The organism is Mycobacterium sp. 1165196.3 (assembly GCF_001673415.1).
In the GTDB taxonomy this organism is placed as follows: domain Bacteria; phylum Actinomycetota; class Actinomycetes; order Mycobacteriales; family Mycobacteriaceae; genus Mycobacterium; species Mycobacterium europaeum_A.
The window spans coordinates 20,393-35,295 of record NZ_LZLU01000037.1 but is presented as its reverse complement, the minus strand read 5'-3'; the positions used below and the strand labels follow the sequence as shown (position 1 = coordinate 35,295).

13 protein-coding genes are annotated in these 14,903 nt (G+C 67.8%); 5 read left to right on the top strand and 8 right to left on the bottom strand.

Features of this window, described 5'->3' with window-relative positions; all coding sequences use genetic code 11:
* Both A5659_RS03990 and A5659_RS03985 read left to right on the top strand, forming a co-directional pair.
* A partial coding sequence (locus A5659_RS03990; RefSeq protein WP_067179415.1) for a lipase family protein occupies window positions 1-1,142 on the top strand: 1,142 nt, incomplete at its 5' end.
* A 112-nt stretch (window positions 1,143-1,254) separates the two neighbouring features.
* The gene (locus A5659_RS03985) at window positions 1,255-1,821 is read left to right on the top strand and encodes a TetR/AcrR family transcriptional regulator (protein WP_255364626.1); all 567 of its coding nucleotides are present in this window, start codon (window positions 1,255-1,257) and stop codon (window positions 1,819-1,821) included.
* A gap of 53 nt (window positions 1,822-1,874) precedes the next feature.
* Here A5659_RS03985 and A5659_RS03980 read toward each other — a convergent pair whose 3' ends face one another.
* On the bottom strand, window positions 1,875-2,483 hold the full coding sequence (locus tag A5659_RS03980) for a TetR/AcrR family transcriptional regulator (protein ID WP_067179406.1): 609 nt from the start codon (window positions 2,481-2,483) through the stop codon (window positions 1,875-1,877).
* Between the two features lie 67 nt (window positions 2,484-2,550).
* Between A5659_RS03980 and A5659_RS03975 the strand changes: the two genes are divergently transcribed.
* The gene (locus A5659_RS03975) at window positions 2,551-3,381 is read left to right on the top strand and encodes an alpha/beta fold hydrolase (RefSeq protein ID WP_067179404.1); all 831 of its coding nucleotides are present in this window, start codon (window positions 2,551-2,553) and stop codon (window positions 3,379-3,381) included.
* 64 nt (window positions 3,382-3,445) lie between these two features.
* On the opposite strand, the gene asnB is transcribed toward A5659_RS03975, so the two are convergent.
* Complete coding sequence (gene asnB, locus A5659_RS03970) at window positions 3,446-5,275, bottom strand: asparagine synthase (glutamine-hydrolyzing) (RefSeq protein WP_067179402.1); 1,830 nt, start codon at window positions 5,273-5,275, stop codon at window positions 3,446-3,448.
* Between the two features lie 53 nt (window positions 5,276-5,328).
* Window positions 5,329-6,783 carry an aldehyde dehydrogenase gene (locus tag A5659_RS03965; protein WP_066868475.1) on the bottom strand — a complete coding sequence of 485 codons (1,455 nt, stop codon included), beginning with the start codon at window positions 6,781-6,783 and terminating at the stop codon, window positions 5,329-5,331.
* A 415-nt stretch (window positions 6,784-7,198) separates the two neighbouring features.
* Here A5659_RS03965 and A5659_RS03960 point away from each other — a divergent pair, with 415 nt between their 5' ends.
* Together A5659_RS03960 and fadD1 are read left to right on the top strand one after the other, a co-directional pair.
* Window positions 7,199-7,960: an SDR family NAD(P)-dependent oxidoreductase gene (locus tag A5659_RS03960; protein WP_156748813.1), complete on the top strand. Its 762-nt coding sequence runs from the start codon at window positions 7,199-7,201 to the stop codon at window positions 7,958-7,960.
* Window positions 7,961-8,322: 362 nt separating this feature from the next.
* Complete coding sequence (fadD1, locus tag A5659_RS03955; protein ID WP_067179400.1) at window positions 8,323-10,065, top strand: fatty-acid--CoA ligase FadD1; 1,743 nt, start codon at window positions 8,323-8,325, stop codon at window positions 10,063-10,065.
* On the opposite strand, the gene A5659_RS03950 is transcribed toward fadD1, so the two are convergent.
* The 5 genes from A5659_RS03950 to A5659_RS03930 are packed head-to-tail and all read right to left on the bottom strand — an operon-like array spanning window position 10,004 to window position 14,902.
* Window positions 10,004-10,654 (bottom strand): PadR family transcriptional regulator, encoded by a 651-nt coding sequence (locus A5659_RS03950; RefSeq protein WP_066869946.1) that lies wholly within the window; start codon window positions 10,652-10,654, stop codon window positions 10,004-10,006. The genes fadD1 and A5659_RS03950 overlap by 62 nt on opposite strands.
* On the bottom strand, window positions 10,651-11,085 hold the full coding sequence (locus A5659_RS03945) for a Zn-ribbon domain-containing OB-fold protein (RefSeq protein ID WP_067179398.1): 435 nt from the start codon (window positions 11,083-11,085) through the stop codon (window positions 10,651-10,653). Before A5659_RS03945 ends, A5659_RS03950 begins: the two co-directional genes overlap by 4 nt.
* Window positions 11,082-12,248 carry a thiolase family protein gene (locus A5659_RS03940; protein WP_067179396.1) on the bottom strand — a complete coding sequence of 389 codons (1,167 nt, stop codon included), beginning with the start codon at window positions 12,246-12,248 and terminating at the stop codon, window positions 11,082-11,084. Before A5659_RS03940 ends, A5659_RS03945 begins: the two co-directional genes overlap by 4 nt.
* Complete coding sequence (locus A5659_RS03935; RefSeq protein ID WP_066869937.1) at window positions 12,238-12,567, bottom strand: hypothetical protein; 330 nt, start codon at window positions 12,565-12,567, stop codon at window positions 12,238-12,240. Before A5659_RS03935 ends, A5659_RS03940 begins: the two co-directional genes overlap by 11 nt.
* A gap of 1 nt (window position 12,568) precedes the next feature.
* Entirely contained in the window at window positions 12,569-14,902 is a 2,334-nt protein-coding gene (locus A5659_RS03930; RefSeq protein ID WP_067179394.1) for a CoA transferase, read from the bottom strand.
* Window position 14,903: the final 1 nt, after the last annotated feature.

Sequence of the window (14,903 nt, the reverse complement as noted above, 5' to 3'; positions counted from 1 at the left end):
GCGATCTGATCCGTACCGAGCCTTCGCGGCTGGTGCTGGAACCCTCCGGACAACTGGGCGCGATCATGGCCACCGGCACCCGGATCATGTACCGCAGCACGGACACCCGCGGCAATCCGATCGCGGTCACCGGCACCTACTTCGAGCCCTACAACGACTGGCCCGGGCGCGGACCGCGGCCGTTGATCAGCTACGCGCCCGGCACCCAGGGCCAGGGCAATCAGTGCGCCCCGTCGCGAATGTTCAACCAGGGCATCCACTATTCGGGTGGCTGGGACATCATGTTCAACTACGAGGAGCTGTTCGTCGCGACCATGGTCGCGCGTGGCTTCGCCATCGTGATGACCGACTATCAGGGCCTGGGCACCCCGTCCATGCACACCTACGTGGGCCGGGTGGCCGAGGGTCAGGCCGTGCTCGATGCGGCCCGCGCGGCCATGCGGCTGCCCGGGACGTCGTTGGATCCGCGTGGGCCGGTGGCATTTTGGGGCTACTCGCAAGGCGGTGGCGCGACCGCGTCGGCCGCCGAGCTCGCCTCCCAATACGCCCCGGACCTCCACATCGTGGGCACCTACGCCGGCGCGCCGCCGGCCAACCTCAAGGAACTGTTGCCCTACGCCGACGGCAGCGCGCTGGTCGGTGTCGTCGGGTATGCCCTCAACAGCGTCATGGCGGCCTATCCGGAGTTCGCCGACATCATCCGCTCCAAGATGACGCCCCGCGGGTTGGCGATGCTGGAATCGGTATCGCGGCAATGCGTCGGACAGACCCTGCTGGACTTCATGTTTCGCCACATTCAGCCCTATTTCACCGAGGACATCAACCAGCTGGTGAACGAGGAGCCGTTCAACAGCCTGTTCGAGGCCCAACGGCTCGGGCGCTTCAAACCCAACGCACCGGTCATGATCGACAGCAATCGCTATGACCCGCTGGTGCCCTGGACCGCGGCCAACCAGCTGGGCCGCGACTGGTGCGCCCAGGACGCCGACGTCGAATTCCGCACCAACGAAGAGCCACCCTTCCTCAACAAGCTCGTCATCAACCACGCGCTGCCGATGCTGGTCGACGGCGAACCGGCCATGCAATGGATCGCCGCGCGCTTCAACGGCGAGCCCACCACACCGAACTGCGGTCAGTTCTAACGGATTCGCGCGATCCGGGCCGGCGCCGCCTCCGCCGGATAAACTGGGGCGTATCGCTGCACGTAGAAAGCACAACGCGCCGGAGCGGCGCCGCCAGCTCGCCGACGCCGCGATCGAGCTGCTGGGCGCCAACGGGGTGCATGGCGTCAGCCATCCCAAGGTCGACGACCACGCCGGGGTGCCGGCCGGCACCACGTCGTTCTACTTTCGGACCCGCAAGGCACTGGTGCACGCCATGGCGACACGGCTGGCCGAGCTCGACGTCGCCGACTTCTCGATGATGGCCGAGCTCGCCGAGAATCACGCCACCCAGTTCGCCGGCACCGCGGGCCTGGCCCGCATCGTCATGTACGTAGACAGCGAACCCTGGCTGACGCGCGCCAAGGCCCGCTATGAACTCGCGCTGCTGGCCGGCCGCGACCCGGAACTGGCCGCTGCCCTCAACGAATCCGCCGACCGGCTCTACGCCCTGGCGCGCAGTGTCGTCACCCAATGGCATGCCGCCGACAGCGCGCCGGATCCGGACCTGGTCGATGACCAGGCGACCGCCACCCTGGCGTTCATCAACGGCATCATGTTGACCTTCGTCGCGGGCCAGCCGGCCGTCGACGATGCCGAGCGCCTGGACCGCCTGATCCAGGGCGTCATCGCGGGCGTCGCGCAGGTACGCGAAGAGTAGCGAAAACCGATCCAGCTCTGTGGTTTTCGCGTGACCACCGAGGGTGGTGGGCGTCAGCGCACGTCGAACATCGCGTCGATCAGCCGATGCAACACCTGCCCGACTTCGAGACGGGTCCGCGTCGGGTCGTCGGCCGTGGCGATCACCATGGCCGCCTCGTCGAGCGCGCCGATCAGCACATGCGCCAACGGCCGCACCGGCTGCTCGGCCAGCTGGCCGGCCCGGATCGCCTCGGTGAGCATCTGCTCGGTCATGCCCAGGCTGTACCGCTGGGCGACATCACGGAATTCGGCCCAGCCGAGCACACTCGGCGCATCCAGCAGGATCAGCTGGCGCACCTCGGGATCGCCGGACACGTCGAGCCACGCGTCGACCGCGGCGCGCACCGCGTCCGCCGGCGTGGCGGCCCCGGATTCGGCCACCACCACGGCCATCCGCGCCATCACGTCCTGCTCGACGACCTCGACGACCTCGCGGAAAAGCGCTGCCTTGTCGGCGAATTGGTGGTACATCGCGCCCCGGGTGACCCCCGCGGCGGTCGCGATCTCCGGCGTCCCCACTTCGGCGTAACCCCGCAGCCCCCACAGCTTGCGGGCAGCCGCGATCAGCGCCTCGCGGGTCGCCGCGGAGCGCTCTTCCTGGGTCCGTCTCTTGCTTTCCATACAGTCTGTTGGTAACTTACGAACAGACAGCCTGTTTGTAAGTGTATCCCCGAAGTAGGAGTTTGCTATGTCGACGATCGACATTAGTGCCGGAACGATCCATTACGAAGCAACCGGACCCGAAAACGGCAGGCCTGTCGTGTTCGTGCACGGCTACATGATGGGTGGGCAACTGTGGCGCCAGGTCAGTGAGCGCCTGGCGGCCCGTGGCCTGCGGTGCATCGCTCCGACCTGGCCGTTGGGCGCGCATCCCGAGCCGCTGCGCCGCGGCGCCGACCGGACGATCACCGGTGTCGCCGGCATGGTCGCCGAGGTGCTTGCCGCGCTGGATCTGCAGGACGTGGTGCTGGTGGGCAACGACACCGGCGGCGTCGTCACCCAGCTGGTGGCCGTGCACCATCGCGAACGGCTGGGTGCGTTGGTGCTCACGAGTTGCGATGCGTTCGAACACTTTCCGCCGCCGATCCTCAAGCCGGTCATTCTCGCGGCGAAGACCAAGCCCTCCTTCCGGACCGTGACCCAGGCCATGCGGGTGCCGGCCGTGCGCAAGCGCGCGTTCGACGGCCTGGCGCATCGCAACATCGACGAGCTCACCGAGGCCTGGGTGCGCCCGGCGCTGTCGCTCCCCGCGGTCGCGGAAGACCTGCGCCAGTTCACCCTTTCGATGCGCACCGAGGTGACGACGACGGTGGCGGCCCGGCTCTACGACTTCGACAAGCCGACGCTGATCGCATGGTCGGCCGACGACGTGTTCTTCGAGCAGGAAGACGGGGCGCGGCTGGCCGCGACGATTCCCAATGCCCGCCTCGAAGTCATCGCGGGGGCACGGACGTTCTCGATGGTCGATCAGCCCGATCGGCTCGCCGATCTGCTGTCATCGATTGCGGTGCGCGCCTAGGCATCCCGCGCGGCAGGCCGGTGCGGGGCTACATGCACCGGAAGTCTGCGACGCGGCCGGTGGGTCAGAAGACGACCTCGGGCTGGTACAGGTCGAGCCAGCTGGCCACGTCCAGCGCCTGCTCTATCTGGTACCGCGCACCTGTTGGCAGCGTTTCCGGGTCGAGGCTGGTCAGCTCCTCTAGCCTGGAGCGCTCGATCAGACCGAACAGTGCGTCGTTGTTCCCGGCGAGAAGATCCTTGGCTTGCCGCTGGACATGTTCGCCGTACCTCGGGTCGGCCGTGGACGGGTAGGGGGCTTTGACCCGCCGCACCACCGATTCGGGGAGCAGGTCACGGCAGGCGCCGCGCAGCAGGCTCTTCTCCCGCCCATCAAAGGCCTTCAAGGACCACGGCGTGTTGTATACGTACTCCACCAACCGGTGGTCACAAAACGGCACCCGCACCTCTAGGCCCACCGCCATGCTCATCCGGTCCTTGCGGTCCAACAGGATTCGGAGAAACCTCGTCAGATGCAGGTAACTCATAACTCGCATCCGGTGGGTGAAATCGTCCTCACCCTCAACGCTGGCCACCTCGGTCACCGCCTCGGTGTAGCGCTCGCGCTTGTACGTGTCCAGGTCGACCGCCGAGCGCAACGGCCGGGTGTACACGCCAGCGGCATTCCCCTTCATCAGTTCCATGGCGGCAAGCCAGGGGAAGTCGTCGGTGCGCTGCATGACGGGGTCGTGGAACTGTGGGTAACCGCCGAAGATCTCATCGGCGGACTCCCCCGACAACGCCACCGTCGAGTGCCTGCGGATCGCCTTGAACAACAGGTACAGCGACGCGTCCAAGTCGCCCCCGCCCGCCGGGAGGTCGCGGGCGACGATCACCGCACGCCGGATATCCGGATCCGCCAAATCATCGGCGTCGAGCACGATTTCGGTGTGCTCGGAGCGAACGTGCTCGCTCACATCGCGCGCGTAGGGGGTATCCCAGCTCGAGCGCACCTGATCGGGGGCGAAATTGTCGGCCTGCCCCGCAAAGTCCACCGAGAAGCTGCGCACCGGAACGCTCAACTGACGCGCAGACAGTGCGGTGATCGAGCTCGAGTCCAGCCCGCCGGAAAGCAATACGCATTTGGGAACATCGGCCACCAGCTGCCGCCGCACGATGTCGTCGAGCAGCTCGCGCACCCGCCGAACGGTCGTCTCTTCGTTATCGGTGTGGGGCCGCGACTCCAGCCGCCAATAGGTGCGCTCACGGATACCACGCTCGTCGACGGTGACGACCGTGCCGGGCTCCACCTCCCGCATGCCTTTCCAGACGGCCATCCCCGGAGTCTTGATCGGCAGCAGCATCTCGCGTAGGCCATCGCTGTCCACGACGCGCTTGACCATCGGATTCGCCAAGACGGCCTTCGGTTCGGAACCGAACAGCACCCCGTCCGCTGTCGGATAGATAAAAAAGGGCTTGATGCCCATCCGGTCGCGGATCATAACCAGCTTGCGGCGCCGCGCATCCCAGATCGCAAACGCGTACATCCCGTTGAGGCGACCAGCCACCGCATCGCCCCACTGCAGATAGCCACGCAGCACCACCTCGGTATCGCTGGACGTCTTGAAGCGCTCGCCCAGCGCCACCAATTCGTCTCGCAGTTCGGTGAAGTTGTAGACCTCGCCGCTGTAGACCATGGCGACATCACCCTGCGGGGTCGAAACTGACATCGGCTGCCCACCACCCGGCAGGTCGATCACCGCGAGGCGGCGATGGCCCAGCGCCGCATTACGCTCTGACCACACACCCGACGCGTCCGGGCCACGGCACGCCATCGTCAGGGTCATCGCATCAAGCACGTCACGCTCACGCGTCAAATCACGCCCGAAAGCAATCCAGCCAGTAATGCCACACACGTTGTCAACCCTTCATTTTGAGGACCCGCGCCTGGATGTCTGCTGCGGACCGACTACGTCTCGGTAGTCGGGGCACCGATGCGAGCCATCGACTTGACGGTCTGATAAGTGGCTAGGCCTTCCGGCCCGAACTCCCGCCCGATACCGCTTGCTTTGACTCCGCCGAAGGGGGCATCGAGATCGAGAGCGTAATGGTTGATGCCAATGGTTCCTGTACGCACGGCGCGGGCGATCTCGGTTGCCCGCGCTTCGTCGCGCGACCAGACGGTGCCGGCCAGACCGAAGTCGGAGTCGTTGGCGATTTCGACGGCTTCAGCGTCGCTGCGGTACGGAATTACCGTGACCACGGGTCCGAAGATTTCCTCACGGGCGATGCGAGCCGAGTTGTGCACATCGGCGAACACTGTCGGCGCCACATACCAACCAGTGGACCGCCCCGCGGGAACCCCGCCGCCTGTTACCAGCGTTGCGCCTTCGGCTTTTCCCGTCTCGATGTAATCCAGCACCCGGTCGCGCTGTCGGGCGCTCACCAGGGGGCCGATATCGACGCCGGGGTCGAGCGGATCCCCAACGACGAGCGAGTTCGCCATTTCTCCTAACGCGTCGACGACTTCGCCGTAGCGGTTAACGGGGGCGAGTACCCGCGAATTCGCGACGCACAGCTGTCCGTTATTGCCGAACGACCAGCTGCGCAGCCCATCCAATGTCGCATCCAGATCGGCGTCATCGAGGATGATCGCGGCGGACTTGCCGCCGAGTTCCAAGGTCACCGGTCGCATGAGCCGCCCGCAGGTTTCCGCGATCAGACGACCCGCTTCCGTCGAGCCGGTGAACGCCACCTTGTCAACACCGGGGCGGCTGACAAGGTAGGCGCCCGCGTCGTCACCGCCGGCAACGACGTTGAGCACGCCCGGCGGCAGTTCAGCTTCCGCGGCGGCTTCGCCGAATACCCTTGCGTCCAAGGCTGTTTCCGGTGCGGGCTTCAGGACTACGGTGCAGCCGGCCGCCAACGCGGGGGCCAACTTGACCGCCGCCAGCACCTGCGGGACGTTCCAGGGCACGATGGCGCCGACCACGCCGACCGGCTCGCGGCGCACGATGGTATGCCCGTTTGCGCTAGGCCTGACCTCTTCGACATCGAGCTTCTGAATCAGCGTCGCGTAGTAGCGCAGTACCGCCGCAGGCAGCAGCCCGTTACCGTTCCGGGAAAAAGCGATCGGCGCGCCCGTCTCGCGGGTACACAGTTCGCTGGTGTGTTCGGCGCGCGCCTCCAGGGCGTCGGCCATTCGTTCCAGGAGCCTGGCTCGTTCGGTCGCCGGGGTGCTCCTCCAGTCGTGCAACGCCTCCCCGGACGCGGCCACCGCGTCGTCGATATCGGCCTCGCGAGCGCTGGGCCCCTGGGCAAGCAGCCTTTCGGTCGCGGCCTCGAAGACAGGCGAAGTGGCGCTGGCAGGGCGGAACTCCCCATCGATGAACAGCTCCGCCGCGTCCTCGCGAATCCTCCCCACCGGATCCTCCTTTTGCCGTGCTCGAACTGACTTGGACGTCGTTGTTGTCATCACGGACAAACGCGTGACGGTGAACTCGAGGCGGTGTTTATGCCGTCAAATAATCGGATGTGGCTTCCACTGCCGAGAGCCCCTTCGCACATCGAATTCGTTGCGGCTCATGGCGGCGACATTAGCTTCGGCGCGAGACCTGGCCGTACGTCGCGCCCATTCAGTGGGCGGCACGGTCGGAACTGTCATTGGGGAATGGTGCTATGCGACAAGCACATAGGCGCTGCTTACCGCAGCTACGGTTTGCATGAGAGTCGCCGTGTTTGCGCGGGCCTCGGGCCGCCCGGGGGGACCCGATGTCGCGGTTCTGCGGGAACTGAAGTGGCGCCGGCTTAGGCCCGATAAGGTTGCCGCCATGCCGGATGTGACAGCACCACTGCAAGGACGGCGGATCCTGATCACCGGTGGCGCCACCGGTATCGGCGCGGCGGCCGTAGAGGTGCTCACCGCGGCGGGAGCGAAGGTGGCAGCGACCTATCACCAGACGCCGCCGCCGGACGGCCTGGCGGCCGAGTGGCTACAGTGCGACGTCCGCGAGGCCGAGGCCGTCTCGGCGATGGTCCGCGAGGCGACACAACGCCTCGGCGGGCTCGAGGTCCTGGTGAACGCCGCCGGGCTGTGGCAGGCGGGCATCCCCGGCTACATCGGCGCCGACGACATCTCGTTTCTGTTGGACACCAACATCAAGGCGACCATCCTCACCAACCAGGCCGCCTACGCGGTCATGAAGGACCAGGACCCCAAGGGCGGCCGGATCATCAATTTCGGATCGTCGGAAGCCGTGATGGGCAGCCCGATCTCGGCCGTCTACGCCGCGACCAAGGGCGCGGTGCAGGCATGGACGCGGTCGGCCGCCAAAGCCTGGGCCGCCGACAACATCACCGTCAACGCGCTTGCCCCCGCGGTCCAGACACCCGGCGCCGACCGGCTCCGCGACTTCCTCGGTCCGGACGCCGCGGCCCTGATCGACCAGCAGATGAAGATGATGATCCCGCTCGGGGGCACGCTGGGCGAGCCCGCCCGCGACGTCGGTCCGATGTTGGTTTTCCTGGCCGGCCCGGGCGCGGGTTTCATCACCGGCCAGCTGCTGGCCGTGGACGGCGGGCTGATGATGGTGGGCGGATAGCGCCGCCGCGCATTAACTTTGGCCGTCGCCCGTCGATGGTCCCCTGCGGCCGTGCCGCCGGCCGGACAGGTGCGACGATCGCGACTGTGAGATTTCGCGGCGAAGTTCACGCGCTCGATTCCGTAACAGCAACAGCGACCGGTGCAGCTCAAACAGCATGGGGCCAATGATGACCGTCCGAGACGAACGGATCCGCTATACACGCGGGCCCCGAAGCGGAATCGTGAGCGAAATAAGTGTGAAAACTTCACTCATGCGTGGCGCAAGGCGGCAGGCCACTTACCTGCGGGCCGAGCCGACAGTTAGTATAAGACGGACCGTCTCGTCTCGCAGGATGGGTTAAGTGAAGGTGGATCCGGCCGATGGCTGACGACACGATTCAAGCGCTGCTGAACAAGCGCCGGTCCGATCCGTCCATCGCGGTGAAATATTATGACCTGGAATGGACTTGGCGTCAGTATCTGGAGGGCGCCGCGGCGCGGGCCGCCGCGCTGCTGGCCGCCTCCGATCCGCAACGGCCCGTGCACGTCGGCGCCCTGCTGGGGAACACGCCCGAGATGCTGAGCCAGATGGCGGCGGCCGGGCTGGGTGGCTACGTGCTGTGCGGCCTGAACGACACGCGCCGCGGTGAGGCGCTGGCCGCCGATGTCCGTCGTTCGGACTGTCAGTTCGTGGTGACCGATGCCGAACATCGGCCGCTGCTCGACGGCCTGGACCTCGCCGGCACGCAGATCCTCGACACCTCGACACCGCAATGGGCCGAATTCGTCGGCACCGCAGGCGAACTGACACCGCATCGGCAGGTCACCGCGATGGACGCCTTCATGATGATCTTCACCTCGGGCACGAGCGGGAATCCCAAGGCCGTCCAGGTATCCCACTTCATGGCCACCGTCGCCGGTCTCAGCCTGGCCGACCGCTTCGCCCTCACCGACCAGGACACCTGTTACGTGTCGATGCCACTGTTTCACTCCAACGCGGTCGTCGCGGGCTGGGCGCCGGCGGTGTGCTCGGGTGCGGCGATCGTGCCCGCGAAATTCTCGGCGAGCAGTTTTCTCGAGGACGTCCGCCGCTACGGCGCCACCTATATGAACTACGTGGGGAAGCCGCTGGCCTACATCCTGGCCACCGCCGAACGCGAGGACGACGCCGACAATCCGCTGCGGGTGGCGTTCGGCAACGAGGCCAACGACAAGGACATCGAGGAGTTCGGTCGCCGGTTCGGTGTGCAGGTCGAGGACGGCTTCGGGTCCACCGAGAACGCCGTCATCATCATCCGCGAACCCGGCACCCCGAAGGGCTCGATCGGCCGCGGCGCCGACGGGGTCGCGGTCTACAACAGCGACACCGTCACCGAATGTGCGGTCGCCCGGTTCGACGCCGCCGGGGCGCTGGTCAACGCCGACGAAGCGGTGGGCGAGTTGGTCAACACGGCGGGTTCGGGTTTCTTCACCGGCTACTACAACGACCCGGACGCCAACGCCGAACGCATGCGCCACGGCATGTACTGGTCCGGCGACCTGGCCTACCGGGACGCCGACGGCTGGATTTACCTGGCCGGGCGCACCGCCGACTGGATGCGGGTGGACGGCGAGAATCTGGCGGCGGCGCCGATCGAACGGATCCTGTTGCGCCACAGCGCGATCAGCCGGGTCGCCGTCTACGCCGTGGCCGACGGCCACGTCGGCGATCAGGTGATGGCCGCGATCGTCCTCAACGACGGTCACGGCCTGACCGCCGCGGAGTTCGAAGAATTCCTGGACGCCCAGCCCGACCTTTCCCCCAAGGCCCGCCCGCGGTACGTCCGGATCGCGGCCGACCTGCCCAGCACCGCCACGCACAAGGTGCTCAAGCGCCAGTTGATCGCTGCGGGAACGACCGTCGGCGCCGGCGAAGTGCTGTGGGAGCGCGAACCCCGGGGCACGGCCTACACCGTCAGTGGCGATCGCAAGGGCGGCGGCGCCGGGCGCGGCGGGTCGCCACCATCGACTAGTGGCGATCGCAAGGGCGGCGGAGCCGGGCGCGGCGGGTCGCCACCATCGACTAAGCCGGGCTCCTCGGTACCCGGCGCCGGATCTGACCCTTCGACCGTCGCACCCGTTTGACCGGGTCCCGGGTTGTGCCGGCGGCGATCTCGTCGCGCAGCTGGGTGATGTTGGAGATTTCGGCGTACAGCCCGCGGATGGCGTAATCCAAAACCGCGAAGGAGTACCGCTGCTCGGGGTCCTCGGTGATGCCGAGTTCGGCCGACCGCTGCCGCGACCACAGTGCCTCGTCCAACCGGGCGCGGGTCGCGTCCAAGTGCCGGTCCAAGGTGTCGACGACGTGTTCGGGATCCTGGCCGCGCGCCAGCCACGTTTTCAGGATGACGGGGTGTTTGATGACCACGCGGTCGGGGCCCGGGAAGTGTTGCACCCAACGGCGCAGCGCGTCGCGGCCGGCGTCAGTGGTCTCGTACAGGGTGATGGCGCGCTTGCCGGATTGCGCGCCGATCTCGCTGACCATGCCCCGCTGCAGCAGGCGGGTCAGTTCGCGCCGCACGTGACTGACCGACGGCGACCAATAGAAGTGCCCGACCGACAGTTCGGCGCGCATCTTGATCTCGCCGGCGGTGAGTTGCTCGTCGTTGGCGGCCAGCACCCCCAACACCAGGTAGGCGGTGACCGGCAGGCCGTTGCTGGTTCTCGGGCTCACGAACTGCCGGTCTCCGCGGCGGCGAAGTACGGGAGCGTCACGTCGGGCCCGGTGGCGTGGAACTGCACGCGCACCCGCATGCCGACGGCCAGGTCCTCCGGTGGCACGCCGACGACGTTGGTCAACATCTGGTAGCCCTCGTGCAGGGTGACGATCGCCGGCGCGTAGGGCGGTTCGAATTCCGGTGTCACGGGCCGGTATACGACTGTCCAGCTGTAGATCTCGCCGCGGCCGCTGCCCCGCTGCCAGGCGACGTCCTGCGAGAGGCATTGGCGGCACTGCTCGGTCGGCGGGAAGTTCGCCAATCCGCACGCCGCGCAACGCTGGTAGCGCAGCTCATGGGAACGGCATCCCTCCCAGAACGGGCGGCTGACGTGGCTGCTCGCGTGCGGGACGGGCCCGACTTGGGGCCGCAAGTGATCCGAAGTCATCGTGGTTGGTCTCCCAGAATCAGCACGGTGGTGAACAGGGCCCCCGCTCCCCCGTTGCTGCACAGCGCGATGTGCGCGTCGGGGACCTGAAGGGCGCCGGCCTGCCCGCGCAGCTGCTGTACCGCGCGGATCGCCCGCTGCATCATCTGCGGATTGGCGCCGGCATGGCTGAACGACATGGTGCCGCCGTCGGTGGTGATCGGGTGGCTGCCGCCGATGGCGATGTGGCCGTCGGCCACGAACGGACCGCCCTCGCCGTCGTCGCAGAAGCCGAAAGCCTCGAGTTGACGGATGATTTCGAAGGAGAACGGGTCGTAGAGTTCCAGCACGTCGACGTCGTCGCGACGCAAGCCGGCGTGTGTGAATGCGCACTCGGCGGCGCGCCGGCCCACCACGCCGTTGACATGGTCTCCGCGGCGGCCGGCCAGGTCGTACGCGGGCGGGTGCTGATACGACGGGCCGTGAAAGTCCGCGCCGCTGCCCAACACGTAGATGGGCCGGCCCGCAACGTCGACGGCGTCGATGTTGGCCACGACGAGCGCACACCCTCCTTCGGAGGTGGTGGCGCAATCCAGGAGGTGGAACGGGTCGGCGATGGGCCGCGAGGCGGTGATGTCCTCCGGGCTGAACGGCCCGCGGTCGTAGTACACGGCTTCGGGATTGCGTGAGCCGTTGTTGCGGATGGTCGCCGCCACCAACGAAAGTTGTTCGCGCGTGGTGCCATACGCATGCATGTGGCGCCGCGCGATGAGCGCGAATTCGGCGGTGGTGAACATGCCCCAGGGGGCGACGAATTCGTTCTCCGGCCGGGTCCAGGGCGCCGTGGCTTCGTGGTCCCGGTATTCGCCGGCCTGGGCGGCGACCAACACCACCACCTCGGCCATGCCGTGCTCGATCGCGGTGACCGCCTCGGTGATCATGCCGACCCCAAAGGCCAGGCCCTGCCAGGCCGGTCCGATGCGCAGGTCGTAGATCAACGAGGTCGAGTCCGCGCCGGCGCTGATGCCGTCGACGTCGTCGAGGGTCAGGCCGGCATCGTCGAGCGCGCCGAGGATCGCCTTGATCGCCAGTCCGCGTGAGGTTTCGCCGTCCAGCCGTCTCCCCTGCCGGGTGTTGTGCACTCCGACGATCGCCGCAGTGCGCGTGGTCAGGCTAGTTCTCATCCGCGACAACTCCCAAATACGTTCCCATGACGTCGTATTCGCGCCCGCCGCGCGTGATGGTGCCGATCGTCGTGGCCCGTGAGTTGACGGGCACTGCGCCCTGCTCCACGACATCGATTCGCACGTCCACCGGCCGCGCCGTCTGCGGATCGGTGATTTCGACGACCATCGCGACCGCGCGCTCGCCGTCGTCCCATTCGACGCTGGTGATGCGGTGGCGCGCGGTCAGTTCCATCACCACGGAATCCTGGCGGACCAGGAAGCGCACCGGTGCACACAGCTCTCCGGCGCGGGGCGGCACGCACAGGCTGATCGCCATGTCACAGACCCGCCGGCCGGGCGCTGATGGTTCCCGACCGGCGCAATGCGTCCAGGTCGTGCTCACTTAACCCCAACAGGCCGGTCAGCACCTCGCCGGTGTGCTGGCCGTAGAGCGGCGGTACCCGCCGGATCCAGCGCCGCGGCATGCCGAGGAACGCGAAAGGCATTCCGGTGCAAAGGAAGGATCCGGCGACGGGATGGTCGGCCGTCTCCCAGAAGCCCCGGGCCTGCAACTGCGGATCGGTCAGCAGCGCCGCGGCGGGTGTGACGGGCGCGGCGGCTACACCGGCGGCCCGCAGCGCGGCGGCCGCCTCGGTGACGGAATGCCCCGCGGCCCAGGCGGAGATCAGCTTGTCGATGTCGTCGACACGCTCGGCCCAGTCGGCATCCTGAAGCCCGGGCTGGCCGAGGAGGCCGGACAACGACGCTCGGGCGGCGCCGTCGAGTGCCGCCAGCGCGACCCAGTCGTCGTCACCACGACACCGGTAGACTCCCTGGGGGTTGGCGTCCGGGCCGCGGTTACCGTTGCGGCACAGCGCGATTCCATTTCGGGAGTATTCGACCAGCATTTCGGCCGCCACGTTGAGCGCGGCCTCGACCATGGTCGCTTCCACCTGCATTCCGGCGCCCCGCCGGTCACGGATCACCAGCCCCGCGACGGCGGCGAAGGCGGCGTGCAACCCGGCGATCGGATCGCACACGCCCCGCGGGATCACCGGCGGGCCATCGGCGTGCCCGGTCACCCATGCCATGCCGGTGGCCTGCTCCATCGTCTGGGCGAAGCCGACGCGATCGCGCCACGGACCGTCGAGGCCGAACGCGGGCATGCGGACCAGGATCGCCCGCGGATTCGCGGCACGCACCGCATCCCATTCCAGGCCGAAGTTCGCCATCACCCGGGGTGAGAAGTTCTCGACGACCAGATCGCTCGCGGCGATGAGCCCGAGCGCCAGCTCTCGCCCGGTGTCGGTGCCGAGTTCGATGCTGACGCCCCGCTTGTTGTTGTTGCTGCACAAGAAGACCGGGCCCCACTCCCACCAGTGGTCCCAGTCCGGTGGGCGCCCGGCCGAGAACCTCATGCCGTCGGGCCGGCGCACGCCCTCGACCTTGATCACGTCCGCCCCCAGGGCGCCGAGCAGCTGGGTGGCGACCGGGCCCGCCCAGAACGCGGTGAAGTCGGTGACCCGGATGTCGGACAGCGGCAGCGTGTCCGGATCGGCGCTGTGGGGCGGTTGGGGCCGCGCCGGCCACTGGACCCGCCCGTTATCGGCGCCGAGTCGCGGCGGTTCCGCGGGCGCACGGGTCGCCATCGCGTCGCTGCGGTATGGCACACGGGGCACCAGCGCCCCGGTCGGCGACTCGACGAACACGCCGCGTTCGCGGAAGTGGTCGATCTCGGGGAGCGTCTCTGGCGTCGCGATGGGGGAGACTGGAATTCGGAACGCCACCGCCAGATCGATGATCTCCTGGGTGGTTCGGCGCGCGGTCCATTCGGTGACCATGCCCAGGAACTCGTCGCGGCGCTCGACCCGGCCGGCGAACGAGGCCAGTTCGGCGTCGCCGACCAGATCGGCGCGCTCGATCATCACCAGGAAGTCCTGGAATTGCTGTGCGGTGATGGTGCAGAAACCGACCATGCCGTCGGCCGTCGAGACGATCGACGGCAGCTCCAAACTTCGTTCGTGCAGCAGCGAATCGGCGCCCAGCACGCTGGCCGACATCGCGGACAAACCCCCCATGGCGATCGCCATGGCCTCGTACGTCGAGACATCGATGATGTGTCCGCGTCCGCTTCGGGCCGCATGCCGGGTCGTTGCCGCCGCCGCGGCCGCGGCGAACGTGCCCGCCAGCCACTCGCCGAGCCGGCCGCCCGCCTGCACCGGCTCGTCGTCGGGCCAGCCGCGACCGGCGATCGATCCGCACAGCGCTTGCAGGATGAATTCGTTGGCGGCCAGCTGGTTTTCGACGTAGGGGCCGGTGGTGCCGAACGGCGTCACCGCCACGACCACGGCCGCCGCGGCGGTGTGGGCGGTGATGTCGTCGAGCGTCCGCCCGCCGGTGAGGTCGGTGATCACCAGGTCGGCGCCGGCCAGCAGCGAGGTGATCTCGGGCTGGCCGTGATCGACCACCGACTTCTTGCCCGCGGCCAGATAGTCGAACAACGCTCCGGGCGGTCCGCCGGCCGACCACTGGCGCAGCGCATCTCCCTGCGGTGACTCGACTTTCACCACCTCGGCGCCGGCATCGGCGAACATCTTGCCGCAGTATGACGCCGGCAGGCCGTTGCACAACTCCAGCACGCGCCAGCCCGCGAACGGCGCCTCGGCCCCCACG

Excerpts from the sequence above, each read along its gene's own strand:
- A5659_RS03975 (WP_067179404.1), top strand. The coding sequence starts at position 2,551 with ATGTCGACGATCGACATTAGTGCCGGAACGATCCATTACGAAGCAACC.
- A5659_RS03945 (WP_067179398.1), bottom strand. The coding sequence starts at position 11,085 with ATGACTTCGGATCACTTGCGGCCCCAAGTCGGGCCCGTCCCGCACGCG.
- fadD1 (WP_067179400.1), top strand. The coding sequence starts at position 8,323 with ATGGCTGACGACACGATTCAAGCGCTGCTGAACAAGCGCCGGTCCGAT.
- A5659_RS03940 (WP_067179396.1), bottom strand. The coding sequence starts at position 12,248 with ATGAGAACTAGCCTGACCACGCGCACTGCGGCGATCGTCGGAGTGCAC.
- A5659_RS03935 (WP_066869937.1), bottom strand. The coding sequence starts at position 12,567 with ATGGCGATCAGCCTGTGCGTGCCGCCCCGCGCCGGAGAGCTGTGTGCA.
- A5659_RS03980 (WP_067179406.1), bottom strand. The coding sequence starts at position 2,483 with ATGGAAAGCAAGAGACGGACCCAGGAAGAGCGCTCCGCGGCGACCCGC.